Source organism: Janthinobacterium sp. P210005, assembly GCF_036231865.1.
GTDB lineage: Bacteria > Pseudomonadota > Gammaproteobacteria > Burkholderiales > Burkholderiaceae_D > Janthinobacterium > Janthinobacterium kumbetense.
In genome coordinates, this window is the sequence record NZ_JAZARC010000001.1 from 1,520,873 (window position 1) to 1,546,328 (window position 25,456).

General features: G+C 63.0%; 19 protein-coding genes. 4 read left to right on the forward strand and 15 right to left on the reverse strand.

The window, feature by feature from the left end; genetic code table 11:
• Positions 1-95 precede the first annotated feature (95 nt).
• Positions 96-1,022, reverse strand: coding sequence for a viperin family antiviral radical SAM protein (locus tag VPH40_RS06700; protein ID WP_328573042.1), 927 nt, complete (start codon positions 1,020-1,022; stop codon positions 96-98).
• Between the two features lie 208 nt (positions 1,023-1,230).
• Between VPH40_RS06700 and VPH40_RS06705 the strand changes: the two genes are divergently transcribed.
• Positions 1,231-3,969, forward strand: a complete 2,739-nt coding sequence (locus VPH40_RS06705) for an ankyrin repeat domain-containing protein (RefSeq protein ID WP_328573043.1) — start codon at positions 1,231-1,233, stop codon at positions 3,967-3,969.
• On the opposite strand, the gene glpK is transcribed toward VPH40_RS06705, so the two are convergent.
• The 8 genes from glpK to glpD form a co-directional block, all read right to left on the reverse strand.
• Positions 3,970-5,463 (reverse strand): glycerol kinase GlpK, encoded by a 1,494-nt coding sequence (gene glpK / locus VPH40_RS06710; protein WP_328573044.1) that lies wholly within the window; start codon positions 5,461-5,463, stop codon positions 3,970-3,972.
• Between the two features lie 88 nt (positions 5,464-5,551).
• The gene (locus tag VPH40_RS06715; protein WP_034779106.1) at positions 5,552-7,279 is read right to left on the reverse strand and encodes an ABC transporter substrate-binding protein; all 1,728 of its coding nucleotides are present in this window, start codon (positions 7,277-7,279) and stop codon (positions 5,552-5,554) included.
• Between the two features lie 63 nt (positions 7,280-7,342).
• Positions 7,343-7,645 (reverse strand): DUF2160 domain-containing protein, encoded by a 303-nt coding sequence (locus tag VPH40_RS06720; protein ID WP_369811512.1) that lies wholly within the window; start codon positions 7,643-7,645, stop codon positions 7,343-7,345.
• A gap of 1 nt (position 7,646) precedes the next feature.
• Complete coding sequence (locus VPH40_RS06725; RefSeq protein WP_099667331.1) at positions 7,647-8,453, reverse strand: carbohydrate ABC transporter permease; 807 nt, start codon at positions 8,451-8,453, stop codon at positions 7,647-7,649.
• Positions 8,450-9,334 carry a carbohydrate ABC transporter permease gene (locus tag VPH40_RS06730; protein ID WP_099667330.1) on the reverse strand — a complete coding sequence of 295 codons (885 nt, stop codon included), beginning with the start codon at positions 9,332-9,334 and terminating at the stop codon, positions 8,450-8,452. The genes VPH40_RS06725 and VPH40_RS06730 overlap by 4 nt, the downstream gene beginning before the upstream one ends.
• On the reverse strand, positions 9,334-10,434 hold the full coding sequence (locus VPH40_RS06735; RefSeq protein WP_328573045.1) for an ABC transporter ATP-binding protein: 1,101 nt from the start codon (positions 10,432-10,434) through the stop codon (positions 9,334-9,336). The genes VPH40_RS06730 and VPH40_RS06735 overlap by 1 nt, the downstream gene beginning before the upstream one ends.
• Before the next feature lies 1 nt (position 10,435).
• Positions 10,436-11,530, reverse strand: coding sequence for an ABC transporter ATP-binding protein (locus VPH40_RS06740; protein WP_328573046.1), 1,095 nt, complete (start codon positions 11,528-11,530; stop codon positions 10,436-10,438).
• A gap of 93 nt (positions 11,531-11,623) precedes the next feature.
• Entirely contained in the window at positions 11,624-13,147 is a 1,524-nt protein-coding gene (gene glpD, locus VPH40_RS06745; RefSeq protein ID WP_328573047.1) for a glycerol-3-phosphate dehydrogenase, read from the reverse strand.
• A 225-nt stretch (positions 13,148-13,372) separates the two neighbouring features.
• Here glpD and VPH40_RS06750 point away from each other — a divergent pair, with 225 nt between their 5' ends.
• The 3 genes from VPH40_RS06750 (at position 13,373) to VPH40_RS06760 (ending at position 15,992) form a co-directional block, all read left to right on the forward strand.
• On the forward strand, positions 13,373-14,131 hold the full coding sequence (locus VPH40_RS06750) for a DeoR/GlpR family DNA-binding transcription regulator (RefSeq protein WP_180278743.1): 759 nt from the start codon (positions 13,373-13,375) through the stop codon (positions 14,129-14,131).
• 355 nt (positions 14,132-14,486) lie between these two features.
• Positions 14,487-14,990, forward strand: a complete 504-nt coding sequence (locus tag VPH40_RS06755; RefSeq protein ID WP_077406479.1) for a MarR family winged helix-turn-helix transcriptional regulator — start codon at positions 14,487-14,489, stop codon at positions 14,988-14,990.
• Positions 14,991-15,074: 84 nt separating this feature from the next.
• Complete coding sequence (locus tag VPH40_RS06760) at positions 15,075-15,992, forward strand: pyridoxal-phosphate dependent enzyme (RefSeq protein WP_328573048.1); 918 nt, start codon at positions 15,075-15,077, stop codon at positions 15,990-15,992.
• A gap of 7 nt (positions 15,993-15,999) precedes the next feature.
• On the opposite strand, the gene VPH40_RS06765 is transcribed toward VPH40_RS06760, so the two are convergent.
• The 6 genes from VPH40_RS06765 to nirB all read right to left on the reverse strand — a co-directional run bounded on the left by VPH40_RS06765 (position 16,000) and on the right by nirB (position 25,450).
• A complete protein-coding gene (locus VPH40_RS06765; protein WP_328573049.1) occupies positions 16,000-18,003 on the reverse strand; it encodes a diguanylate cyclase domain-containing protein in 2,004 nt (667 codons plus the stop codon).
• Positions 18,000-18,530, reverse strand: a complete 531-nt coding sequence (gene cysC / locus VPH40_RS06770) for an adenylyl-sulfate kinase (protein ID WP_328573050.1) — start codon at positions 18,528-18,530, stop codon at positions 18,000-18,002. Before cysC ends, VPH40_RS06765 begins: the two co-directional genes overlap by 4 nt.
• Before the next feature lie 62 nt (positions 18,531-18,592).
• Positions 18,593-21,262 (reverse strand): molybdopterin-dependent oxidoreductase, encoded by a 2,670-nt coding sequence (locus tag VPH40_RS06775; protein WP_328573051.1) that lies wholly within the window; start codon positions 21,260-21,262, stop codon positions 18,593-18,595.
• A 22-nt stretch (positions 21,263-21,284) separates the two neighbouring features.
• The gene (locus VPH40_RS06780; protein WP_328573052.1) at positions 21,285-22,523 is read right to left on the reverse strand and encodes an NAD(P)/FAD-dependent oxidoreductase; all 1,239 of its coding nucleotides are present in this window, start codon (positions 22,521-22,523) and stop codon (positions 21,285-21,287) included.
• A complete protein-coding gene (gene nirD, locus VPH40_RS06785) occupies positions 22,520-22,873 on the reverse strand; it encodes a nitrite reductase small subunit NirD (RefSeq protein WP_099667321.1) in 354 nt (117 codons plus the stop codon). The genes VPH40_RS06780 and nirD overlap by 4 nt, the downstream gene beginning before the upstream one ends.
• Before the next feature lie 12 nt (positions 22,874-22,885).
• Positions 22,886-25,450: a nitrite reductase large subunit NirB gene (nirB, locus tag VPH40_RS06790; protein WP_328573053.1), complete on the reverse strand. Its 2,565-nt coding sequence runs from the start codon at positions 25,448-25,450 to the stop codon at positions 22,886-22,888.
• Positions 25,451-25,456 lie beyond the last annotated feature (6 nt).

A 25,456-nucleotide genomic window follows, 5' to 3' on the forward strand; every position in this document is an offset into this window, starting at 1 on the left:
CCCCCAGGCGCCTTTGGTGGCCGGCATGGCCAACCAGGGCGTTCATCCCCCCTGCACCAGAGTAAGTACTGCGCAAGGACAGGCCGGCCTCCATTTCATGCCTGCAGCTCGCCCAATTCGCCTGCATAGCGGGAGCAGAACTTCCTTGTCGACACATTGACCTGAGAAAAGGCCCGGGCGGCACCGACATCGAGAATGGCGTCGCTGTATCGGTATCCTTTTTCCCCAGGTTTGTTCTGGAAGAAACGGCCATATGGATCAATCATTAAGTAGGATTCGGTCATGTCGGCGTTATCCTCCACTCGGACGCCATGGTCGAGGTTGGCATGGCGCCGGACGAAGGTGTCAAACTGCGCGTCAGACAAGGACAGGTCATCCGTAATTTTGGGCAGCATGCGAAGGATTTTCCATTTCTCCGGCGCCAAACGGCCAATCAACTTGCTCATGTCCTCCTGCCAGTTCAATGCGTTGACGACAGTATTGATCTTTAGCCGAAGCCGTGGATTGATCTGCCTGCCCAAAGCAATCATGTCAACCAACTCAGGCATCGACAGCGTGCGCAACTGGCGATCAACTCGTCCGATGCCCAGATTGGTCTTCTCTTCCGATGAGTCCAGGCTCAGCCCCAATATGGCGAGATGGGGGGCCAGCGCTTGCATCAAGGCAGGCGTCAGACGACTGCCATTACTGATAACGGAGGTCTCAAGACCCAATCGCCGGGCATGCAGGATGACGTCCAGCGCTTTTTCCGCATACAGCAGAGGTTCCCCGCCAGCCAGATTCAATCGCAGCGATGCCCAGCGCATGCCCGGCCACAGCGGATTGTTCGAATTGCCAGGTTTAAAGAAACGTCCGACCTCCTCGACCAATGCCTTGACAGCACTACTGTCGTGTATCAATTCCTGCGTCGAACCGCCATCCTCCCACTTTGCATAGCAATAGCGGCAGCCATAATTACACACTTCGGTAACATGCCAATTGACGACGAGTTCGCGTACACACATGCTGGGGGGAAGACTCACGGCACACTCCGGTTGTTTGATAGGCCCTCACTTTGCCCAAGAAGTTACTAAAAATCCATGAAAAAGCCCATCCCCTCCCCTCTGGATTTGACATTTATCGCAAATATCCATGCGGGGATGGGGGGGGGGGGGACGAGAAGTTTCCGTGACACTGGCACGAACGCTGTGTGACCATTGTTGCAATCAAACCAATGAAAGCTGAAAAACAATGGCAACCATTCCTACCTTCGAAGCGCTGTTACTTGAAATTCATCAAAGTCTTGATTTAGTTCCCTATTCAAGCAAGGTCAAGGACAAATTCGCCAATCTCGGCATGCGTAACAAAAACCATCAGGAGATGGCGGCTGACGTTTGCGGCGCCATCTTTAATAGCCTGGGTATGGATGCGGCAGCATGCCGCGATGCGGTCCGGGGAATGAGCGAATGGGAGGGATACCACAAGGCTGTTGAACTCAACACATGGACCTCGAATGCAGACCAGCGTCAGGTCGTATGGCATCTTCTCGGATACTGCTATGTTCCAAACCTGGCCCGCAGAATCGCGTTCTGGAATCTCGACGGCGCGTTCGACAAGGGAATGCCAGGCGGAGCATTCTGGTTCTTGCCTCACGTGAATGTCACCACGGGAACAATGGAACTGCCTGTGCCACACGTTGTCGACTGGCTCATCGATCTGCTGGACAGTTCCATCGGCAAAGCAGGCGTCGGGGCAGGATCGCCTAGTGCCGGCAATACCGACAAGGACTCTATCGTCAGGAACTTGTACAACTGGAAAAATGCATCCCTCCCTCGCGTCAATTCGATTAATGATTACTTCTCGGACGGCGCCAAACTGGTGTTTGAAGGCGTATTTGAACTTGCAGAAGACCTTGCTGAGCAAGTGAAATTTGACGCTGCTCTCGCCTTCGTTCAATCCAGGGATTTATCTGCAGACGACCTGCGCGATCAGATTCCGATGACGCAGCCCGGACGGCTTGAAGCTGTCATGGATAAATCCGCCACCGATGACGAAAAGCAGATTTTCGTACAGGCACTGTTGACACGCTATGCAAGACCAAGCATGGCCATGATACGGCAACGATTACGTGTCGCCCGCATGGTGCAGGATGGATACATCAGATTACTGAAGTTCCTCTGTCCGGGGGTACAGGCAACTTGTACAGACCCGTCTCAAAACAAGCTGCTGCAGTTGACGGGCATCTTCGGCACCATCTACAACCTGACCATTGATGCCTGGAAAAATTCCGACACGCGTGAGGAGGAAGACATCCTGTTCGAGTCACGACTGGCGCCCTGGGATAAGGCGGATATCTTTCTCTCAATCTTGCCTTCCATTAAAAATGAATCCCATCTCCCCGTGGCCGAACTGCTGACGCGCCGGTTCGCGAAACTCGCTGAAGGCGATGCTCTGCAAGACCTCGTAGCGCTCGATATGCACACTGCCACACCCCTTATAGCAAGCAAATGCCGGCGAATAAAGGAAGAATATGAAGAGAACATCCGATTACAGCGCTTGCTGGAACGAGTTCGTACCGCCTCTCCGTGGCGGACGCTCCTGGGTGAAGCTAGCTATGCCGTCGTCAGCCACGTTGCGCAATCGACTTCTTTGCCCGTGAAAACCAGATTGCTGGCGATTCAACGGTTGCGGGAATTGGCTGCAACGCCTGCCGAAATAGTTGGCGCCAGCGTCATGGAACTGGGCGAGCTTTTGAATTGCCGCCATACAAGCAAGTCAAACGACATGCAGCAAAGGGTGGAAGCACTACTTGCTGGAGCAGAAGCCAGCGCTGGTTATGCGACATGGAAGGCGCCCTTGCTGCAATACCGCGCCAAACACTTGTTGGCGCAAAATGCGTTCGACGACGCGGCAAAGCTGATGCGGGCGGCTCTCGACGCTTGCAACGACGGAAATTTTGGCACTCTGCGCGGTGAAGTCGCCAGGGATGCGTTTGCCATCGAGGTTGCCAATCTGGGTTTAATTCCTGGCAACCACGAAAAATACCATCGCAATATGCTTGCCTATGGCATGTTTCAGAATCAGGTGACATCACTGGAAGACACCGCCATATGCGTTTCCGACTACTTCTGGGACAAACTCTACCAACCCTACTCCGGAACGGAAAGAGTGCAGCCATTATCAAAAAATCAATCGCAGGCATTCATCCAAGAGGCTCTTCCTATCATCATCGAAGGCCGCTGGGATGCCCTGAAGGTCTGGATGAAACACCATGCAAAAACCTTCAGGCAAGGCACTATTCGTGAGGTGCGGAGTAACTCCGTGCTCATGGCATGGCTGAAGCTACAGGGTGATCTTGCAAAACAGCTGCCCATACTGCGTGCCGCAGCCTCGTCCGATCTACTAGGGGAAATAAGCAAGGTCGAAAAGCTCGTGGCCCATTGGCGCCACGCCATTCATCTGCTGGCTGAAGCCTGGCCCAAACAGGTCAACATTGCAGACTTCAAAGGACAAACGCCCTTGATGATGGTGGCCGACGCAAGCGATGAACAACTGATGCTGGCGTTCCTGACTGCCGGCGCCGATGTGAATGCCCAGGATTATCTGGGGCGCACCGCCTTGCATGCCGCGGTTACTGCGCGGTCAAAAAACTGTGTTTCCACGCTGTTGACACATCAGGCGGACACATCCAAGGGAACTTACGATGAGGCGAACACCGCGTTCCATACGGCCGTGCGTATGGGCTACGCCGACATCGTAGCCCTTGTGATGGAACATCACGCACACTTGGCAGCAATGGAAAACTCTTTTCATCAAACACCGTTGGAACTGGCAAAGAAAATTCTGATTGATCTGCCTGGTTTCCGGAATGTGATGGCAACACAATATCGACGCAGCATTGGATCAAAACAGGAGTTCGCTCAGATTATTGCCATGCTGACGGACGCTGCACGCGATGAACAGCTCGGCGAAAGGGAAAATTCCCGTTAATCACTCGCTCCAGTCGCGCGACCGTTCGACGGCGCGCTGCCATTTATGCAAGCGCGTCAGGCGCTCGTCGGCCGCCATGGCCGGTTCGAAGCGACGCCCCACCTGCCACTGGGCGGCGATTTCTTCCTGCGAGTCCCAGAAACCCACGGCCAGGCCCGCCAGGTAGGCGGCGCCCAGGGCCGTCGTTTCCGTCACCACGGGACGCACCACGGGCACATTCAAGATGTCGGCCTGGAACTGCATCAGCATGTCGTTGCGGGCCGCGCCGCCGTCGACGCGCAGCTCGGATAGCGCGATGCCCGCGTCGTCCTGCATCGCGGACAGCACATCCACGTTCTGGTACGCCACGCCTTCGAGCGCCGCGCGCGCGATGTGCGCCTTGCCCGTGCCGCGCGTGATGCCGATCAGGGTGCCGCGCGCATACGGGTCCCAGTACGGCGCGCCCAGGCCCGCGAACGCGGGCACGAAGACGAGGCCGCCCGAATCGGGCACGCTGGTGGCCAAGGCTTCCACTTCGGACGAGTCGCGGATGATGCCGATGCCGTCGCGCATCCATTGCACGGCCGCGCCCGCGATAAAGGCGCTGCCTTCGAGCAAATAATCGGTCTGGTCGCTGCCCGCGCCCAGGCTCCAGCCCACCGTCGTCAACAACCGGTTTTTCGAAGGCAAGGGGCGCTTGCCCACGTTCATCAGCATGAAGCAACCCGTGCCGTAGGTATTCTTTGCCATGCCCGGCTTCAGGCATGCCTGGCCGAACGTGGCCGCCTGCTGGTCGCCAGCGATGCCGGCAATCGGCACGGACACGCCCAGCAAGCTGGCATGCGTGTGCGCCGCCACGCCGCTCGATGGCACGACGTCGGGCAGCAGGGAGGCGGGAATGTCGAGCAGCGCCAGCAAGTCCGTATCCCACTGCAAGGTATGGATATTGAACAGCATGGTGCGCGCCGCGTTGCTCGTGTCCGTCAAGTGGGCGCCGCTCATCTTGTAGATCAGCCAGCTGTCGACGGTGCCGAAGGCCAGCTCTCCCCGTTCCGCGCGCGCGCGGGCGCCGGGAACGTTGTCGAGCAGCCATTTCAACTTGGTGGCGGAAAAATACGCGTCCAGCACGAGTCCCGTCTTGCGCTGGATCACGTCTGCCTGGCCCAGCTCGACCAGTTGCTCGCAGTAAGCGGCGTTTCTGCGGTCTTGCCAGACGATGGCGTTGGCGACGGGCGCGCCCGTGGCGCGGTCCCACAGCACCGTCGTTTCGCGCTGGTTGGTCACGCCAATGGCGGCCACGTCGGATGCGGCCACGCCGCTGTCGCGCAACACTTGCTGCAGCACGCCCTCTTGCGAAGCCCAGATGTCGTTCGCGTCATGCTCGACCCAGCCCGGCTGGGGAAAAATCTGGCGAAACTCGCGCTGCGCGCTGGCGTGCGGCCGGCCCGCATGGTCGAACAGGATGGCGCGCGAACTGGTGGTGCCCTGATCTAAAGCAAGTATGTATTTGGTCATTGTCTGGTGGTGCGAAAATCGGGTAAAAACAGGCACGGAGCCGATTCGCTCCGTGCCCTCGGGACAGCCCCGGCAGAAGCTTACACGACTACCTTACCTTGCCTTCTTTCCAAGCCTGCAATAATTTATCGTAGGCAATCGTTTCACCCTTCGGCTTTTCATTCGCCAGCTTTTTCCATGGGGCATGCTGGTCCGACAGATACTGATTCGGATCAACCTTCGGATTGAGCTTGGGTGCGCACGCCTTCATGCCGGCCCGCTGCAATCGCGCCATGACCTGGTCCATTTCCTCGGCCAGGTTATCCATGGCGGCTTGCGGCGTTTTTTCCGCCGTAATCGCCGTGGCCACGTTCTTCCACCACAACTGCGCCAGCTTCGGATAGTCGGGCACGTTGTTGCCGGTCGGCGTCCACGCCACGCGGGCGGGACTGCGGTAGAACTCGATCAGGCCGCCGTATTCGTTCGCGTGTTTCGTAAAATAATCGTGGCGGATGTCGGAATCGCGAATAAACGTCAGGCCGACGATGGATTTCTTCAGCGACACGGTTTTCGAGGTGACGAATTGCGCGTACAGCCAGGCGGCCGCCTTGCGGTCGTCCGGCGTGGACTTGAACAGGAACCAGGAACCGACGTCCTGGTAGCCGTTCTGCATGCCCTCTTTCCAGTACGGGCCGTGCGGCGACGGCGCCATGCGCCATTTCGGCGTGCCGTCCTTGTTCACCACTGGCAAGCCCGGTTTCGTCATGCCGGCCGTAAACGCCGTGTACCAGAAGATTTGCTGGGCGATTTCACCCTGCGCCGGCACGGGGCCCGATTCCGAGAAATTCATGCCGTTCGCCTGCGGCGGCGCGTATTTCTTCATCCAGTCGATGTATTTCGTCAGCGCAAAGACGGCGGCCGGCGAATTGGTGGCGCCGCCGCGCGACATCGAAGCGCCCACGGGCGTGCACTTGTCGGCCGCCACCTTGATGCCCCACTCGTCGACCGGCATGCCGTTCGGAATGCCCTTGTCGGCCGCGCCAGCCATCGACAGCCACGCATCCGTGAAGCGCCAGCCCAGCGAAGGATCTTTCTTGCCGTAATCCATGTGGCCATAGACTTTTTTGCCGTCCAGCTCCTTCACGTCATTCGTGAAGAAATCGGCGATGTCTTCGTACGCGGACCAGTTTTGCGGCACGCCCAGCTCGTAGCCGTACTTGGCCTTGAACTTGGCTTGCAAATCCTTGCGCGCGAACCAGTCGGCGCGGAACCAGTACAGGTTGGCAAATTGCTGGTCGGGCAATTGATACACCTTGCCGTCGGGCGCCGTCGTAAAGCTGATGCCGATGAAATCTTTCAAGTCCAGGCCGGGATTCGTGAATTCCTTGCCCTTGGCGGCCATGTAGTCGGACAAGGGTTCCACGGCGCCATAGCGGTAGTGGGTGCCGATCAGGTCGGAATCGGAAATCCAGCCGTCATAGATGCTCTTGCCGGACTGCATGGACGTTTGCAGCTTTTCCACCACGTCGCCTTCCTGGATGATGTCGTGGCGCACCTTGATGCCCGTGATTTCCTCGAAGGCCTTGGCCAGGGTCTTCGATTCGTAGACGTGGGTGTCGATGGTTTCCGAGACCACGGAAATTTCCTTGATGCCCTTGGCCTTCAGCTTGGCCGCCGCATCGATGAACCATTTCATTTCAGCAAGCTGTTGCTGCTTGCTCAGGCTGGATGGCTGGAATTCCTTGTCGATCCAGGTTTGCGCCTGCTTGGCGTCCGCCAGGGCCGCATTCGACACGAGCATGGCCGCAGCCGCGAAGACCGTGAACTTCAATTTCATCGTGAATCTCCTTTTTAGTTGTCATCCGGCCTGCGGTGGCGGGCCGGTATTCTCATCTACGACTTATCCCCAACGCATTACCACCAACAACACTACAAAACTGATGCCAGCCCCGATGGCTTGCTGCATTTCCGTGAACCCCGCCCACGCCAGATTGACATACGCAGCCGTCAACAGCCCGATGAACAAACGGTCGCCGCGCGTCGTCGGCATCGGCAGGAAACCTTTTCGTTCGATGCTGGGCGAACGGATTTGCCACACCGTCATGCCGGCCAGCATCAAGCCGATGCAAATGAAGAAGATGGCCACTTCCGGCGTCCAGGCCATCCAGCCGAACAGGCTGGCTGTGCTATCGGTATTTTCCATGTCACACCCTCCCCATCGCGAAACCCTTGGCTATGTAATGCCGCACGAACCAGATCACCAGCGCGCCGGGCACGATGGTCAGCACGCCCGCCGCCGCCAGCACGCCCCAGTCCATGCCGGCCGCCGACACGGTGCGCGTCATGGTGGCGGCGATCGGCTTGGCATTGACGGAGGTCAAGGTGCGCGCCAATAACAGTTCCACCCAGCTGAACATGAAACAGAAGAACGCCGTCACGCCCACGCCAGACTTGATCATCGGCAAGAAGATGCGGATGAAGAAGCGGGGAAAGCTGTAGCCGTCGATATACGCCGTCTCGTCGATTTCCTTCGGCACGCCGGACATGAAGCCTTCCAGTATCCACACGGCCAGCGGCACGTTGAAGACCATGTGCGCCAGCGCCACGGCCAGATGCGTATCCATCAGGCCCACCGTCGAATACAGCTGGAAGAACGGCACGAGGAAGACGGCGGGCGGCGTCATGCGGTTGGTCAAGAGCCAGAAGAACAAATGCTTGTCGCCCACAAAGTTGTAACGCGAGAAAGCATACGCTGCCGGCAAGGCCACCGTGACGGACATGACCATGTTCAAGGCCACGTAAATCATGGAATTGATGTAGCCGCTGTACCAGGAACGGTCCGTAAAAATCGTGTGGTAGTTGGCGAACGTCAATTGCTGGGGCCACAGGCTCAGCACGCCGACGATTTCCTCGTTGGTCTTGAGCGACATATTGAGCATCCAGTAGATGGGCAGCAGGGAGCCCAGCAGGAAGACGATCAGGATGGCGCTGCTCATTTTCTTGTGCATCATTTCTGGTCTCCCGTGCCAACGCGCTGCATCCACGTGTACAGCACAAAGCAGAACAGCAGGATGATCAGGAAGTAAATCAATGAAAACGCGGACGCCGGCCCCAGGTCGAACTGGCCCACGGCCTTTTGCGTCAGGTACTGCGACAAAAAGGTGGTCGCATTGCCGGGACCGCCGCCCGTCAGCACGAACGGTTCCGTGTAGATCATGAAACTGTCCATGAAGCGCAGCAAGACGGCGATCATCAGCACATTGCGCAGTTTCGGCAGCTGGATGTAGCGGAACACGGCCAGGCGCGAAGCGCCGTCGATGCGGGCCGCCTGGTAATACGCGTCGGGAATGGCGCGCAAGCCCGCATAGCACAGCAGCACGACCAGCGGCGTCCAGTGCCAGATATCCATCACCATCACCGTCAGCCACGCGTCGAGCGAATTGCCGTTGTAATTGTAGTCAAAGCCCAGCTGGTTCAGGCTGTAGCCCATCAGGCCGATGTCGCCGCGGCCGAAGATTTGCCAGATGGTGCCCACCACGTTCCAGGGAATCAGCAAGGGCAGCGCGATCAGCACCAGCGCCAGCGACGCCTTCCAGCCATCGGCCGGCATGCACAGGGCAATCAAGATGCCCAGCGGAATCTGGATCGCCAGCACGGAGCCGGAAAACAGCAGCTGGCGCAGCAAGGCGCTGTGCAAGTCGCCGTCCAACATGACCATGCGGAACCACTCCGTGCCCACGAAGACCTTTTGCGTGGGGCTCAGAATATCCTGCACGGAATAGTTCACCACCGTCATCAGCGGCAGGATGGCGGAAAAGGCCACGCACAGCAGCACGGGCAAGATCAAAAGCCAGGCGCGGCGGTTGTTATCGGTTTTACCGTTATGTATCATCAGGCCACCCGCTTATCGTTGACATAGAACAAGGTACGTTGCGGTGGGAAGCGCAGCCGCACGGCATCACCCGCTGCTGCATCGATGGCGCGCAGCTTGGCCGCCACCGTCGCGCCGCCCAGCTGGAATTCCGCCAGGTAATGCGTACCCATGTTGCGCACGGCCGTGACAGTGGCGTCCAGGCAATGGTCGCCCCCCTCTTCTCCCGGATACGCCTTGACGCACTCGACGAATTCCGGCCGCACGCCCACCGTGATTTTCCCTTGCGCACCCAACAGCGCCGCGCGCGCGGCAGCGGACACGGCCAGCGCCTGCCCCGCCACGCGCACGCCGCCATCGTCCAAGGTGCAATCGAGCAAATTCATGCCCGGATTACCGATGAAATAGCCGACAAACGTGTGTTCCGGTTCCTCGAACAGCGCTTGCGCGCTGCCCGTCTGCACCACTTCGCCCTGCGTCATGACGACCACCTGGTCGGCAAAGGTCAAGGCTTCCACCTGGTCGTGCGTGACGTAGATCAAGGATAACTTCAGTTCGTGGTGGATTTCCTTGAGTTTCCGGCGCAGCAGCCATTTCAGGTGCGGATCGATCACCGTCAGCGGTTCGTCGAACAGCACGGCCGCCACGTCCGGGCGCACGAGACCCCGGCCCAGCGAAATCTTTTGCTTGGCGTCCACGGACAAGCCGCTGGCGCGCAATTTCAAGTCGCCCGTCAATTCCAGCATCTGCGCCACCTGCTGCACGCGCTTCTTGACTTCCGTCTCTTTCCAGCCGCGATTGCGCAACGGAAACGCCAAATTGTCGTGCACGGTCATGGTGTCGTAGATGACGGGAAACTGGAACACTTGCGCGATGTTGCGTGCTTCCGTGGGCAGCTGCGTCACATCCTTGCCGTCGAACAGCACCTTGCCATGCGACGGTTTCACGAGGCCGGAGATGATATTGAGCAAGGTCGTCTTACCGCAGCCGGACGGCCCCAGCAAGGCATACGCGCCGCCGTCATGCCATTCCATGCTCATGGGCCGCAGCGCATAGTCGCTTGGCGCCGTCGGGTTCGGTTTGTAGGCGTGCGCCAGGTCGACCAGTTCGATGCGCGCCATGTCAAGCTCCTCCTTGTTCTGGAGCAAACAGCAGCCCGCCGTCTTGCGCGAAGATCAGCAAGGCGTGCGGCTGGCAATACACGGTGCAGGCGCTGCCGATCTCCAGGTTGTGCACGCCGCCCAGCTGCGCCACCAGGGCCAGCTCGCCGCGGCGCGCATGCACATAGGTTTCCGAGCCGCTGATTTCCGCCAGGTCCACCTGCGCCGCGATGGGCACGTCGCCATCGGACTGGGGCGACAGATGCAGGCTGTGCGCGCGCACGCCGAGGATCACCTCCGTGCTGTCGCCCAGGCGGGCGCGCTGCGCGCCGCTCAGGTGGATCGACAGGCCGTCGGCCGCCTGCGCCACGCCGTGCGCATCCACGCGCGCGGGGATCAGGTTGATGGGCGGATCGCTGAAGGTGCGCGCCACGTCGATGGAATTGGGGGCGTTGAACACGTCCAGGGTCGGTCCCTGCTGCAGCAGGCGGCCCTCGTGCAGCACGGCCACGTGGCCGCCCAGCTGCAGCGCTTCCAGCGGTTCCGTGGTGGCGTACACGACCGTCGTGCTGCCGCCGGAAAACAGTTCCGTCAATTCGCGGCGCAATTCCTCGCGCAATTTATAGTCGAGGTTGACCAATGGTTCGTCGAGCAGCAGCAGCGACGCATCCTTGATCAGCGCGCGCCCCAGCGCCGTGCGCTGCTGCTGGCCGCCGGACAATTCTCCGGGCGTGCGCTGCAGATACGGCGTGATGTGCAGGCGCTCGGCCAGCGCCAGCACTTTCGTGCGGATCTGTTCCTCGGGTTCCTTGCGCAAGCGCAAAGGCGAAGCGATATTGTCGTAGACGGTGAAGGCCGGATAGTTGATGAATTGCTGATACACCATGGCCAGGTTGCGTTTGCTGACGGGCACGCCCGTCACGTCGACGCCATCGGCCGTCACCGTGCCCCCGCTGGGCTTGTCCAGGCCCGCCATCACGCGCATCAGGGTCGTCTTGCCGGCACGCGTGGTGCCCAGCAAGACGTTGATGGCACCCGGCACGAGGGCCAGCGACATCGGATATAAAAAGTCGTCAGCCCCCTGCTTCCTGCTGATCTTGTCCAGTACCAGTTGCACGCGCTTCTCCTCCAGTGATGGTTTCTTGTTCTTCGCCGCACCCTCTGCGGGGCGCGGTCGCCAACGTGTGCTGCTTACGGCAAAGGGTGCTGCTTATGACAAAGGATGCTGCAACAGCCAGGCGTCGAGCGTGTCCGCTGTATCGCGCGGCAGGTGCAGGCCCAGCTTGGAGCGCCGCCACAGGATGTCGGCCGCGCTGACGGCCCATTCATGGCGCCGCACATAATCGACTTCCGCCGCGTACAGGCCGGCGGCGATTTCCTCGCCCATGGCCGCCACGTCCCTGCGCCCGGCGAGCAGCACGTGGATGCGCGTGCCGTAGGCGCGTGCATAGCGCGCCACCAGCGCCGCCGGCAGCCAAGCGTACTCGCGCTGCAAGCCTTGCACGAACTGGCCGAACTCGCGCACGGACCGGTTCTGCGGCGTGCTGCCGAACACGTCGCCGCCGGGCAGGCAGGCGCTGGCTGTCCAGGCCGGCAACGTATTGCCCAGCAAGGGCGCCAGCATGTCCATGGCTTCCTCGGCCAGCTTGCGGAAGGTGGTGATCTTGCCGCCGAAAACGCTGAGCAGCGGCGCACCTTCCTGGTCCAGCTCGAAGCGGTAATCGCGCGTGACAGCCTTGGCGTCGGCCGCCGCGTCTTCCACCAGCGGGCGCACGCCCGCATACGTCCAGACCACGTCGGCCGGCGAGATTGGCTTGCTGAAATAGTAACTGGAAAGCTCGCACAAGTAACGAATTTCCTCGTCATCGATTTCCACCTTGCCCGTGTCGCCGTGGTAGTCGAGGTCGGTAGTGCCGATCAGGGTGAAATCGTGCTCATACGGAATGGCAAACACGATGCGCCCGTCCGGATGCTGGAAGATGTAAGCATGATCATGCTCGAACAGGCGCTTGACGACGATATGGCTACCCTTGATCAGGCGCAAATGCCGGCCCTGTCCACCGGGCGCGGCCTGTTGCAGGAACTCGGCCGTCCACGGCCCGGCCGCGTTGACGATGCTGCGCGCGCGTACCGTGCTCTGCCGCCCGCTGGCGTGCTGCAAGGTGGCCAGCCAGGCAGCGTCCCCGCCCGCACCGTCGCGTGACAGGGCCATGCAGCGCGTCTGCGTCAACACCTGCGCGCCCTTGTCCGCCGCGTCGATGGCGTTCAGGACCACCAGGCGCGCATCGTCGACCCAGCCGTCGGAATACACAAAGCCCCGCTTGAACTCGGGTTTTAACGGTGTGCCGGTCGCGTGGCGGGTCAGGTCGATGCCGCTGGAGGCCGGCAGGATTTCCCGCTTCGCCAGCATGTCGTAAAGGAACAGGCCGGCGCGTATCAGCCAGGCCGGGCGCTGGCCCTTGGCGTGCGGCATGACGAAGCGCAGCGGCCACATGATGTGCGGCGCCGAGCGCAGCAGCACTTCGCGCTCGATCAGCGCCTTGCGCACGAGGCCGAATTCATAGTATTCGAGGTAGCGCAGGCCGCCGTGTATCAGTTTGGTGGACGCGGACGAGGTGTGCGCGGCCAGGTCGTCCTTTTCGCACAGCAGCACCGACAAGCCCCGTCCGGCCGCGTCGCGCGCGATGCCGGCGCCATTGATGCCGCCGCCCACCACCAGCACGTCGTATGCCATCGCTGTCTCCACACCTTGCTGTGCTGCGGCCATCGGGACTCCGTGTCTGTCGGGGAAAGGGCGGCGAGGAAAGACTAGGCATCGCCGGCGACTGTCGTTAAGATCACCATCTAGTAATACGCATGCAATATGAATAAGATACGCCAGAATGCGAACTCATAGCAACATATTTTCATCACTATTTGTTCGTTTCTGTTCGTTTTTGATTTTTAAAGAGACAAGCCCATGATTTTGAATCCCCGCCAGCGCCGCCTGCTCGAAGTGGTGCGCCAGAAGGTCACCATGTCCGTCGAAGAGCTGGCCCAGCAATTGGGCGTGACGCCGCAAACCGTGCGCCGCGACGTCAAGCAGATGGAAGAAGCGCGCCTGCTGGCCCGCTACCACGGCGGGGTCGGCTTGCCCTCGTCCGTGGAAAACATCGATTACAGCCAGCGGCAAGTGTTCAACAGCGAGGCCAAGCGGCGCATCGCCGCCGCCGTCGCCGCGCAAGTGCCGCACGGCTGCTCACTCCTGATCAATATCGGCACGACGACCGAGGAAGTGGCGCGCGCGCTGGGGCGGCACACGGGCTTGCACGTGGTGACGAACAACCTGAACGTGGCCGCCATCCTGGCCGACAACGCCGCCTGCGAAGTCATCGTGGCCGGCGGCGTGGTGCGCGGGCGCGACCGCGGCATCGTGGGCGAAGCCACCATCGACTTCATCCGCCAGTTCAAGGTCGACATCGGCATCATCGGCATTTCCAGCATCGACGAGGATGGCAGCCTGCGCGACTTCGACGCGCGCGAAGTGAAGGTGGCGCAAGCCATCATCGAGCAGTCGCGCGAAGTGTGGCTGGTGGCCGACCAGCACAAATTCGGCCGCAAGGCGCTGGTGCGGCTGGCCGACCTGGCGCAAGTCGATATCCTGTTTACGGATGCGCCGCCGCCGCCCCGCTTTGCCGAAGTACTGCGCGAAGCGGGCGTGAAGGTGGTGCTGGCCTGAGCGGGCCGCATTTCTGCATCAAAACCTCGCACTGTCGCGTGGGCAATACGTCGTATGTGGGCAAGCACACGGAATGATATGAAATATTTATCAATTCGGCAAAAATCCTGTTACCATTGATGCAACATGAGTTATTTTTTTAATCTTCCTCTCTGGCAATACGATTATTCGCTTGATATTGTTTTTTATCTATCCAGAGCAAGAAAAAAGGAAAAACTCTTTGCCGGTAAGTGATTTCCTGTGAAAACAGTGTTAGAAATACCTCAAGCACGATGATTGTTCCCAAACAAACCACTCGACAGCAAGCGTGAAGGCCTTAACCATGCCGGCAACGCCGCCCAGTGAAGGAAAAGAAATGAGCCATAATTTTGAAACGGCCGCCATGCCGCAAGCCGCCCACCCGAACAGCGTCCCCGTCAGCGAGCTGGAAGCCCATCTCGGTTACTGGCTGCGTTTCGTCTCCAACCACGTTTCCCACAGCTTCCAGAAAAAAGCCGAGGCCAATGGCGTGACGGTCTCCGAATGGGTGGTGCTGCGCGAAATGTTCCGCCTGGGCTGCACCTCGCCCACGGTGCTGGCGCAAGTGTCCGGCATGAGCAAGGGCGCCGTATCGAAACTGATCGACCGCCTGGAAAGCAAGGGCATGGTCAGCAAGTCGATCCTGCTGGCCGACCGCCGCCAGCATTCGATCGAACTGACCACGGAAGGCGAGGCGCTGGTGCCCGTGCTGGCCGGGATGGCCGACCAGAACGACGAGGAATTCTTCGGCAAGCTGCCGCGCCAGCTGCGCGACGACCTGCTCGAAGCGATGAAGGAAGTGGCGCGCACGCACCAGCTCAAGAACGCCCCGCTGAACTAGCAGCAGTCATGTATCAGCAAGGGTGACGCGGTGGCGCGGGCGCTTCGGCTATGATGCTGGCCTGACCGTTTACCAGGAACCCGCATGGCCCTGCACATCGAAACTCCCTTGCTCAACTCGCGCGCCCTGAGCCTGCACAGCGAACGCGCCATCTGGCTCAAGCTCGAAGCCTTGCAGCCGCCCGGCTCCTTCAAGATCCGCGGCATCGGCCTGGCCTGCGAAGAATACGCGCGGCGCGGCGCCAGCCGTTTCATCTCCTCTTCCGGCGGCAATGCCGGCATCGCCGTCGCCTATGCGGGACGCCAGTTGGGCATCCCCGTCATCGTCGTCGTGCCGGAAACGACCAGCGAACGGGCCAAGGCCCTGATCGCGCAGGAAGGCGCCGAAGTCATCGTGCACGGCGCCGCGTGGCAGGAAGCGAACGCGCTGGCGCAGTCGATGCTCACGCCGCAAGACGCCTTTTTGCATCCGTTCGACGACCCGCTGCTGTGGCAGGGTCACGCGGGCATGATCGATGAAGTGGCGCGCGCGGGCCTGAAGCCGGACGCCGTGGTGCTGTCGGTGGGCGGCGGCGGCTTGCTGGCCGGCGTGGCCGAAGGCTTGCAGCGCAATGGCTGGGATGACGTGGCCCTGGTGGCCGTGGAAACGCAAGGCGCCGCCTCGCTGGCGGCGGCCGTGGCCGCGCGCGAACACGTGGCCCTGCCGGCCGTGAGCAGCATCGCCACGTCGCTGGCCGCGCGCCAGGTCTGCGCACAGGCGTTTGCCATCAGCCAGACGCGCCTGCTGCACAGCGTGGTGGTGTCGGACCGGGACGCCGTCGACGCCTGCCAGCGCTTCATCACCGACCAGCGCCTGGTGGTGGAGCCGGCCTGCGGCGCGGCACTGGCGGCCGTCTACGGCAAGGCGCCGGAACTGGCGCCCTACCGCAAGGTGCTCGTCATCGTGTGCGGCGGCGTGACGGCCACCACGCAGCAGCTCGACCACTGGACTGCCACCCTGTAAGTAAAACCTACGGCGCCGCCTCGAGCAGCGCCACGCCATCGCGGCCCTGCCCCTTGGCGGCATACAGGGCCTGGTCGGCCAGGTCCAGCAACTGCGCCGGCGTCAGCGCGCCTTCGCGGAAGATGGCGATGCCGATGCTGGTCGTCACCGGCAGGGGGCCGCTGGCCAGCGCGAAGGGCTGGCGGATGGCGTCGAGGATCTTGGCGCCGACCTGGCGCACTTCGGCCGCGCCGTTCACGCCGTCGAGTATGATCACGAATTCATCGCCGGCCAGGCGCGCCACCAGATCGCTGGCGCGCACGCTGCGCACCAGGCGCGCGGCGAATTCCTTCAGCACCTCGTCACCCGCCTTGTGTCCCAGGCTGTCGTTGATGGCCTTGAAACGGTCGATATCGAGATAGGCCAGCGCCATCGGCGCGCGCGCGGCCCGCGTGCGCTGCATGCTTTGCGCCAGCTGTTCGTCGAAGCGGCGCCGGTTGGCGATGCCCGTCAGGGTATCGGTGGCGGCGGCAGACTGCAGCGCCGTGTGCACCGCCTTGGTCTTGGTGATTTCGTGGATCAGGCCATACACGCCTTCCACCGCGCCGCTCTCGCCCACGTCCGGCACGTAACTGGTCTGGAAGGCGCGCGGGCCGGCCTCCCCTTCGCCGCCGATGGTAAATTCATACTCGACCTCCTCGCCCGCGAAAGCGCGCCGCAGGTAGGCTTCGCGCAATTGATACGCCTCTTCGCCGAGCACGTCGCGGATCGACTGCATCAGGCTTTCCCGCTGCGACCTGCCGAACCATTTTTCAAACGTGGCGTTGATGAACTGGTAGCGGTGCTCGCGGTCGATATACACGATCACCACGGGCACATGGTCCGTCAGCAGTTTCAGGCGCCGCTCGCTGCCGCGCGTCTGCGCCTCGGCGATTTCGCGCTCGGCCACCAGCGAGTAAAAGTCGCGGCTCAAGTCGCCGATCTCGTCGCGCCGCTCGATTTGCAGCACATCGATGCCCAGGCGATGACGGCGGATCTCATGCACCTGGTGGCGCAAGCGCGCCAAAGGCTGCAACAGGCGCAGCACCACGCGCCAGCCGGCCAGGCCCGCCAGCGCTGCCAGCAGCACGGCGGCCAGCAGGATCTTGCTGCGGATGGCGTGCAGCGGCGCGAACGCGTCGCTCATGGGATAGACGGAAGCCAGTATCCAGTCCGTCGAGGCGATGCGGTGGTAGGCAAACAGGGCATCGACGCCTTGCGAGGTGGTGCCCGTCAGCCAGCCCTCGAAACCCTGCATGGCGCGCCGCGTCGGTATGCTGATGGGGCCATGCGCTTCGATATGCTGCATGATGCGCGACTTGTCGGGATGCTCGACGATCACGCCTGCGCTGGTCATGATGTACAGGTAGCCGCCCTGACCCGGCTTGAGCGCGCCCAGGCGCCCCAGGAAATCGGGCTGGCGCAGGTTCACGCTGGCCGCCAGCACATAGCGCACGCCGCCCTGCGCGTCGAACACGGGCTGGGTCACCACGACGATGGGCATGCCGGAAATGCTGCCGTTGAGCGGCGCGGAAATCACCGAGCGCCGCGTCGCCAGCGTCTGTTCGAAGTAAGGACGGCCCTTGACGTTCAGCCCCGCCTGCGGCTTGAAGGGACTCACGCTGGCCAGGACAACGCCGTCGATGCCGACCACGCCGGCCGAATAGAACTCCTTGCCCAGCACCGTTTGCGCGGCCAGGAAGCGCTGCAGGCTGGCGCCGTCGTGCGCGCCGCCGGCCGCCAGGCTGTCCGCCATCGCGCGCAGCACATTGCGCTTCGCGTCGAGTTCTTCATCGATGAAGACGGCGGCGCTGGACAGCGATACGTACTGCTGGCGCCCCGTCACGTCGCGCATGCCGCGCTCGGCCACGGCCAGGGTGGCCAGCGCCAGCGAGGCGACCGCGCCCAGCACGAGCAGGAAGACGACCACGCTCATGCGCGCCTTCAGGCTGGCGGGCAAGTGCCGGCGCAGCCATTTGCGCCAGGTCGTCACGGCCGCTGCTGCAAATGCCGGCACAGACGCTCGACCGACTCTTCCAGCGCCAGGGCGCCCGTGTCCAGGGTCAGCGCGGCCGCCAGCGGCGCTTCGTAGGGAGCGGACACGCCCGTGAATTCGGCGATCTGCCCCGCGCGCGCCTTCGCGTACAGGCCCTTGACGTCGCGCGCCTCGCACACGGCCAGCGGGGTGCTGACGTGGACTTCGATGAAATGCGCCGTGCCGATGATGGCGGCGGCCATGGCCCGGTCGGCGCGGCTGGGGGAAATGAAGGCGGCGATGACGGTCAAGCCCGCGCCGTTCATCAGGCGCGCCACTTCGGCCACGCGGCGGATGTTTTCATGCCGGTCTTCGGGCGTAAAACCCAGGTCGCGGTTCAAGCCATGGCGCAGCTGGTCGCCGTCGAGCAAGGCCACGGCGCGGCCCTGCGCCTTCAGCGCCTGCGCCAGCGACAGGGCGATACTGGTCTTGCCGGCGCCGCTCAAGCCCGTCAGCCAGACCGTCGGGTGTTGTACTGCTGTCATCACACTGCCTCTCTGTTATAGAGCTGGCAATATAACAAAGCCGTGCCGGAAAGGACAGATTTTCAGGCCGCGCTGCGCGCCTCAAGCAGCAACTGTCGTATCTCCGGTACGCAGGAGCCGCAATTGCCGCCCGCCTTGACGCAGGCCGTCACCTGCGCCGTCGTCGTCAGCTTCTGTTCCACGATGGCCGCGCATATGGTGTTGCGCCCCACGCCAAAGCACGAACACACGGTGGGGCCGGCGTCCATGCCCTTGCCGATGGGCTGGCCCAGCAGCACGCCGGCGCGGTCGGCCGCATCGAGCTGCGCGTGCGCAAACAGGCCAGCCAGCCAGCTGCGCGACGGCAGGTCGGGCCGCGGCGAGACATACACGCATTGCGCGATGCGCCCCTCGTCCAGGTGCACGGCGCGGTACACGCCCGCGCTGGCATCCGCATAATCGAGCCAGTCGGCATTCTCGTCCGTCACGCCCAGCAGCGCGCGCGCCCAGGCGCCCAGGTCCTCGATGCGCTGGCGCCCGGCCAGTTCGTAGCGCAGGAATTGCTCGCCCTGGATGCGCGTCCAGTGCGCCACGCCGTCCAGGTTCAAGGGCGTGCGGCTCAGGACAAACGCATGCCAGTGCACGCGGAATTGCTCGATGCGCACGGGCGTGTGCTTGAATTCCGGCTCGCCCGAGACGGGGTCGACGACCGGGTTGACGACGGCGCCCACGCGCGCGTCGGACGCATTCGCGTCGCTCCAGTGGATGGGCACGAAGACCTGGCCGCGCGCGATGCCGCCGCCATGCACGACACGCGCCACCATCGCGCCCCAGGCGCTGGAAATGCGCGCCAGCTCGCCTTCGCGCACGCTGTACAGCAGCGCATCCTGCGGGTGGAGGTCGATGAAGGCTTCGGCGACGTGGCCCGACAGCTTGGCCGCCTTGCCCGTGCGCGTCATCGTATGCCACTGGTCGCGCACCCGGCCCGTATTCAGGATCAGCGGATAATCTTCGTCGGGCATGTTGCGCGGCGCGCGCGGCGCCGTGGGCACGAAACGCGCGCGCCCGTCCCCATGCGCGAAGCGGCCGTCGCCGAACAGGCGCGCCTGGCCCTGCGGCCACTGCTGCGGCGCCAGCGCGTCGTATTGCGCGGCGCTCAGCGCCGCCAGGTGCGACAGATTGAACAGGCGCGCCAATTCCCCCTCGTTGCGGAAGGCGGACAGGCGCGCGTGTTCGTCGAAAATGGCCTGCGGCGACGCGAAATCGAAGCCGGCATAACCCATGCGCCGCGCCACGTCGCACAGCACGTCCCAGTCGGCGCGCGCTTCGCCGGGCGCCGGCAGAAACGCCCGCTGGCGCGAGATGCGGCGCTCGGAATTGGTCACCGTGCCATCCTTTTCGCCCCAGCCCAGGGCTGGCAGCAGCACGTCGGCATGGACATTCGTATCCGAGCCTGCGCTGATGTCCGACACCACCACCAGTTCGCACTTGGCCAGCGCGCGGCGCACCTGGTCCGCGTCCGGCATGCTGACCAGCGGATTGGTGGCGATGATCCACACGGCCTTGACCTTCCCGGATTCAATCGCGTGGAACAGTTCCACGGCCTTCAGGCCAGGCTTGTCGGCCATGCGCGGCGAGTCCCAGAAGGTTTGTACGGCCTCGCGGTGCAGCGGCTTGTCCAGCTCCAGGTGCGCCGCCAGCATGTTGGCCAGGCCGCCCACTTCGCGCCCGCCCATGGCGTTCGGCTGGCCCGTGAGGGAAAACGGCCCCATGCCGGGCTGGCCGATGCGTCCCGTCGCCAGATGGCAGTTGATGATGCTGTTGACCTTGTCCGTGCCGCTCGATGACTGGTTCACGCCCTGGGAAAACGCGGTGACGACCTTGCGCGTGGCGGCAAACGCCTGGTAAAACGCCAGCAAGGCGTGCGGGTCGACCTTGCAGATGGCCGCCACCTGCAAGGGGTCGCCGCAATCCACGTGGGCGGCCGCCAGCGCGTCGTCGAGGCCCGCACTGTGCTGCGTGACGAAAGCGTCGTCGATCGCGCCTTCCCGCGCCAGATAGCACAGCAAGCCGTTGAACAGCCACACGTCGGTGCCCGGTTTCACGGGCAGGTGCAAGTCGGCCAGCTCGCAGGTGGCCGTGCGGCGCGGGTCGATCACCACCAGTTTCATGTGCGGCCGGGTTTCGCGGATGCGGGCGATGCGCTGGAACAGGATCGGGTGGCACCAGGCCGTGTTAGAGCCCACCAGCACCACCATGTCGGCCAGTTCCAGGTCGTCATAGCAGCCCGGCACGATATCCTCGCCGAACGCGCGCTTGTGGCCCGCCACGGCCGACGACATACACAGGCGCGAATTGGTGTCGATATTCGCGCTGCCCACATAGCCCTTCATGAATTTGTTGGCCACATAATAATCTTCCGTCAGCAGCTGGCCCGAGACATACAGGGCCACGGCGTCGGGGCCGTGCTCGGCGATGATGGCGCGCAAGCCGCCGGCCACCTGGTCCAGCGCGGCGTCCCAGGAAGCGCGCCGCAGCACGCCGTCGACGCGCACCTGCGGCTGCAGCAAACGGTTCTCCAGGTCCAGGGTGTCGCCCAGCGCCGAGCCTTTCACGCACAGGCGGCCCAGGTTGGCCGGGTGGGCCGTGTCGCCGGCGATGCGGATGGCGCCGTCGGGCAGGCGTGTCGCTTCCACGCCGCAGCCGACGCCGCAGTACGGGCAAGTGGTTTTCACGGGCGTGCAGCTAGTCATGAAAGTATCCTGTTGGTCGCTGTCAGGCGGCCTGGGCGCACAGCGCCTGGCCAAACAATAAATGGGCGCGCAGCTTGCTGATATCGCGGCGCTGCTGGATCAGGTCGAAATACCAGGGACCGTCCTGCACGTCGCCATACAGCACGGCGCCGGCCAGGCGGCTGCCCTGCACCACCAGGCGCTTGTAGACGCCGCGGCGCGGATCGCGCAGCACCAGGTCTTCGCTGCCTTCGCCGCCGATGATGTCGCCGGCTGAATACAGGTCGATGCCCGTCACCTTCAACTTGGTGGCGCTGGCTTGCTGCACGTAGCGGCGGTGGCCCGCGCCGGCCAGGTGCGCGCCGCACACGCGCGCCTGCTCCCAGATGGGCGCCACCAGGCCGAAGGTGGCGCGCCGGTGCTGCACGCATTCGCCCACGGCGTACACGCGCGGGTCATAGCTTTGCAGGCAGTCGTCGACGACGATGGCCCGTTCGCAGTGCAGGCCGGCCGCTTGCGCCAGCGCGATGTTAGGGCGCACGCCGGCCGTCATCACCACCAGGTCGGCGGGAATGCTGCTGCCGTCCGCAAACTGCACGCCTTCCACGCGGGTGCTGCCCAGAATGGAAGACGTTTGCGCCTGCATCAGGAAACGCAGGCCGCGCGCTTCCAGCGCCGTTTTCAGCAGCATCGAGGCGGGTGCGTCCAGCTGCTGGTTCATCAACGCGCCGCTCATGTGCACCACCGTGACGTCCATGCCCTGGCGCTGCAAGCCGTTGGCCGCTTCCAGCCCCAGCAAGCCGCCGCCGATGACCACCGCGTGGCGGTGCGTGCGCGCCGCCTGCAGCATGGTGTCGACGTCGCTGATATCGCGAAAACCGATCACGCCGGGCAGCTGGTGGCCCGGCACGGGCACGATGAAGGGCGTCGATCCCGTGGCCAGCAGCAGGCGGTCATAGGCAACCGTGATGCCGGACAGCGACTGCACCGTGCGCGCCTTGCGGTCGATGCGCATGACGGGGTCGCCCGCGTGCAGGGTGATGCCGTTGTGCGCATACCAGTCGCGCGTATGCAGCATGATGTCGTCCACCGTTTTTTCGCCGGCCAGCACGGGAGACAGCAGGATGCGGTTGTAATTGCCGTGCGGTTCGGCGCCGAACACGGTGATGTCGTACAGGTCCGGCGCGAGTTTCAAGAGTTCCTCGACCGTGCGCATGCCGGCCATGCCGTTGCCGACGACGACCAGCGAGGGACGCGCAGTGGCCCTGACTGGCGGATTCACAGGGCCACCCACACCATGTCCGCAAACACGCGCGCCGGCCAGGCGGCGACCGAGTGTTCCGGCGCTTCGATGCACTCGCCGCTGGCCAGGTCGAAATGCTGCTTGTAGATGGGCGAGGCGACGACGACGCGCTCGCCGATACTGCCCACGAGGCCCCGCGACAGCACGGAAGCGCCCGCGTTCGGGTCGATATTGTCGATGGCGTACACGCGCGGCGCGGCGTCGCCGACGCGGAACACGGCCACGTGGCGCCCATTGAGCAAGGCGCACACGCCCGTGTCGGGCACGATGTCGGTCAAGGGGCAGATGGCCACCCAGTTGTCGGCGGTAGCGCCGGAAAGTTCATTCATCGCATTCATGGCTCAAGCCTCCACGGCAAGGATGGGGATCACGGTGCCGCGGCGTTCGTCAAGCGTGGCGGGCCGGATCTGGCCCCGCTCTTCGACGAACACCACGTTTTCATCGTTCTTTTCGCTGTTGACGAAATGGCGGAAGCGCTGGCGCACGGCGGGGTCCGTGACGGCCGCTTTCCATTCGCACGCATAGGTGTCGACCACGTGCTGCATGTCCGCCTCCAGTTCGTGGGCGATGCCCAGGCGGTCGGCCACGACGACGGACTTCAGGTAATCGAGGCCCCCTTCCAGGTTGTCGCGCCACACGCTGGTGCGCTGCAGGCGGTCGGCCGTGCGCACGTAAAACATCAGGAAGCGGTCGACGTAGCGCACCAGGGTGGCTTCATCGAGATCGGACGCCAGCAGTTCCGCATGGCGCGGTTTCATGCCGCCATTGCCGCACACGTACAGATTCCAGCCCTTTTCCGTGGCGATCAGGCCGATATCCTTGCCTTGCGCCTCGGCGCATTCGCGCGTGCAGCCGGAAACGCCGAACTTGATCTTGTGCGGCGTGCGCAAGCCCTTGTAGCGGTTTTCCAGCTGAATCGCAAAGCCCACGCTGTCGGCCACGCCGTAGCGGCACCAGGTGGAGCCGACGCACGATTTGACCGTGCGCAAGGATTTGCCGTAGGCGTGACCCGACTCGAAGCCGGCCGCGATCAGCTCTTCCCAGATGGCAGGCAACTGGTCGACGCGCGCGCCGAACAGGTCGACCCGCTGGCCGCCCGTGATTTTCGTGTAGAGACCGTATTTTTTCGCCACCATGCCCACGGCGATCAAGCCGTCGGCCGTCACTTCGCCGCCCGGCATGCGCGGTACGACGGAATACGTGCCATCCTTCTGGATATTGCCAAGGAAATAATCGTTACTGTCCTGCAAGCTGGCGTGCACAGGAGAGAGCACGAAATCGTTCCAGCAAGAGGCGAGGATATTCGCCGCCACGGGCTTGCACACGTCGCACCCCAAACCCTGGCCATGCGCGCCCAGGAGCGCACCGAAGCTGCGGATCTTGCCCACGCGCACCAGGTGGTGCAATTCCTGGCGCGAGTACGCAAAGTGTTCGCACACGTGGTTGTCGACTGCCAGGCCCTGCTTCTGCATTTCCGCCTTCATGATCTGCGTCACGAGCGGCACGCAGCCGCCGCAAGCCGTCCCCGCTTTCGTGCAGCTTTTCAAGGCGCCGATGGTGGTGGCGCCCCTGGCGACGGCCGCGCACAGCGCGCCCTTCGACACGTCGTTGCACGAACAGATTTGCGCCGATTCGGGCAAGGCATCCACGCCCAGGCCGACCTTTTGCTGGCCATCCGCCTGCGGCAGGATCAGGAATTCGGGCGATGCCGGCAGCTCTATCTTGTTGAGCATCATCTGCAGCAAGGTGCCGTATTCGCTGGCGTCGCCCACCATCACGCCGCCCAGCAGGTACTTGCCGCAATCGGAAACGACGATCTTCTTGTAGATCTGCTTGCGCTCGTCCATGAACTGGTAGGAGCGGCTGCCCGGCGCATTGCCGTGCGGGTCGCCCAGGCTGGCCACGTCCACGCCCATCAATTTGAGCTTGGTGCTCATGTCGGCGCCCTTGAACGACGCTTCGCCCGCTTCTCCTTCCTCCTCCTGCAGCACATGGCGCGCCGCGATGCGCGCCATTTCATAGCCGGGCGCCACCAGGCCGAAGACCAGGCCGCCCCACAGCGCGCATTCGCCGATCGCGTAGATGTCCGGGTCGGAGGTGACGCAGCTGTCGTCGATGGCGATGCCGCCCCGTGGCCCCACCTCCAGGCCGCAGGCGCGCGCCAGCTCGTCGCGGGGGCGGATGCCGGCCGAGAAGACGATCATGTCCGCTTCCAGGTGGCTGCCGTCGGCAAACTGCATGCGGTGCGTGGCCGCTTCGCCGTCAAGGATGGCCAGGGTATTCTTTTGCGTGTGCACGGTCACACCCAGTTCCTCGATCTTGCGGCGCAGGACGCGCGCGCCGCCCTCGTCCACCTGCACGGCCATCAGGCGCGGCGCGAATTCCACCACGTGGGTGTCCAGCTTCAGATCGCGCAGGGCTTTCGCGCATTCGAGGCCCAACAGCCCGCCGCCGATCACCACGCCCGTGCGGGACTTGGCGCCCCAGGCCAGCATGGCTTCCAGGTCTTCGATGGTGCGGTAGACGAAGCAGCCATCGCGCTCCTTGCCCGGCAGCGGCGGCACGAACGGCGTCGAGCCGGTGGCAAACACGAGTTTGTCGTAGATCAAGACTTCGCCCGTGCTGGCCGTGACAGTTTTCGCGGCGCGGTCGATGGACACGGCCCGCGCATTGAGCTTCAGGACGACGTTGCCCTTGTCGAAGAAGCCGGGCGCCACCAAGGAGAGGTCGTCGGCCGATTTGCCGCTGAAAAATTCAGACAGGTGCACCCTGTCGTAGGCGGGGCGCGGCTCTTCGCACAGCACGGTGACGTGCAGGTGCGGCGCGTTTTCCAGGGCCAGGCGTTCGAGGAATTTATGCCCGACCATGCCATGGCCAAGGACGACGATGTTCAAGGGGTGGTTCATTGCTGT

What these genes read in the sequence shown, in the direction of transcription:
- VPH40_RS06705 (WP_328573043.1), top strand. Translation starts at nt 1,231, where the DNA reads ATGGCAACCATTCCTACCTTCGAAGCGCTGTTACTTGAAATTCATCAA.
- glpK (WP_328573044.1), bottom strand. Translation starts at nt 5,463, where the DNA reads ATGACCAAATACATACTTGCTTTAGATCAGGGCACCACCAGTTCGCGC.
- VPH40_RS06715 (WP_034779106.1), bottom strand. Translation starts at nt 7,279, where the DNA reads ATGAAATTGAAGTTCACGGTCTTCGCGGCTGCGGCCATGCTCGTGTCG.
- VPH40_RS06720 (WP_369811512.1), bottom strand. Translation starts at nt 7,645, where the DNA reads ATGGAAAATACCGATAGCACAGCCAGCCTGTTCGGCTGGATGGCCTGG.
- VPH40_RS06725 (WP_099667331.1), bottom strand. Translation starts at nt 8,453, where the DNA reads ATGATGCACAAGAAAATGAGCAGCGCCATCCTGATCGTCTTCCTGCTG.
- VPH40_RS06730 (WP_099667330.1), bottom strand. Translation starts at nt 9,334, where the DNA reads ATGATACATAACGGTAAAACCGATAACAACCGCCGCGCCTGGCTTTTG.
- VPH40_RS06735 (WP_328573045.1), bottom strand. Translation starts at nt 10,434, where the DNA reads ATGGCGCGCATCGAACTGGTCGACCTGGCGCACGCCTACAAACCGAAC.
- glpD (WP_328573047.1), bottom strand. Translation starts at nt 13,147, where the DNA reads ATGGCATACGACGTGCTGGTGGTGGGCGGCGGCATCAATGGCGCCGGC.
- VPH40_RS06750 (WP_180278743.1), top strand. Translation starts at nt 13,373, where the DNA reads ATGATTTTGAATCCCCGCCAGCGCCGCCTGCTCGAAGTGGTGCGCCAG.
- VPH40_RS06755 (WP_077406479.1), top strand. Translation starts at nt 14,487, where the DNA reads ATGAGCCATAATTTTGAAACGGCCGCCATGCCGCAAGCCGCCCACCCG.
- VPH40_RS06760 (WP_328573048.1), top strand. Translation starts at nt 15,075, where the DNA reads ATGGCCCTGCACATCGAAACTCCCTTGCTCAACTCGCGCGCCCTGAGC.
- cysC (WP_328573050.1), bottom strand. Translation starts at nt 18,530, where the DNA reads ATGACAGCAGTACAACACCCGACGGTCTGGCTGACGGGCTTGAGCGGC.
- VPH40_RS06775 (WP_328573051.1), bottom strand. Translation starts at nt 21,262, where the DNA reads ATGACTAGCTGCACGCCCGTGAAAACCACTTGCCCGTACTGCGGCGTC.
- nirD (WP_099667321.1), bottom strand. Translation starts at nt 22,873, where the DNA reads ATGAATGAACTTTCCGGCGCTACCGCCGACAACTGGGTGGCCATCTGC.
- nirB (WP_328573053.1), bottom strand. Translation starts at nt 25,450, where the DNA reads ATGAACCACCCCTTGAACATCGTCGTCCTTGGCCATGGCATGGTCGGG.